Origin of the sequence: Pseudomonas sp. 2822-15 (assembly GCF_002742515.1) — a bacterium.
Taxonomy (GTDB): Bacteria; Pseudomonadota; Gammaproteobacteria; order Pseudomonadales; family Pseudomonadaceae; genus Aquipseudomonas; species Aquipseudomonas salomonii.
This window is the reverse complement of record NZ_LJRY01000017.1, coordinates 1-229: the sequence shown is the minus strand read 5'-3', so window position 1 is coordinate 229 and position 229 is coordinate 1. Positions and strand designations below refer to the sequence as shown.

Sequence of the window (229 nt, the reverse complement as noted above, 5' to 3'; positions counted from 1 at the left end):
TATCTGCTCCATTAGAATAGAATGTATTTGCAATACTTTGACCAGTCGCAGCATCATTAAATGATTGTGCGTATTGGACTGATACAGTTGCATCTGGATTTACTGCTTTTACACCAGCTCTAAATCCGTTTTCAAATTTCTTAATAAGAGCACTTTCTACACCACCGATAAAACCTACATGGTCAGTTTCTGTCTGTAGTCCGGCAATAACACCAACAAGGAATGAACC

General features: G+C 38.4%; 1 protein-coding gene. It reads right to left on the bottom strand.

The window, feature by feature from the left end:
- Nucleotides 1-229 (bottom strand): BMP family protein (locus AOA59_RS00055; protein WP_143522710.1); only part of this gene is annotated, 229 nt, incomplete at both ends.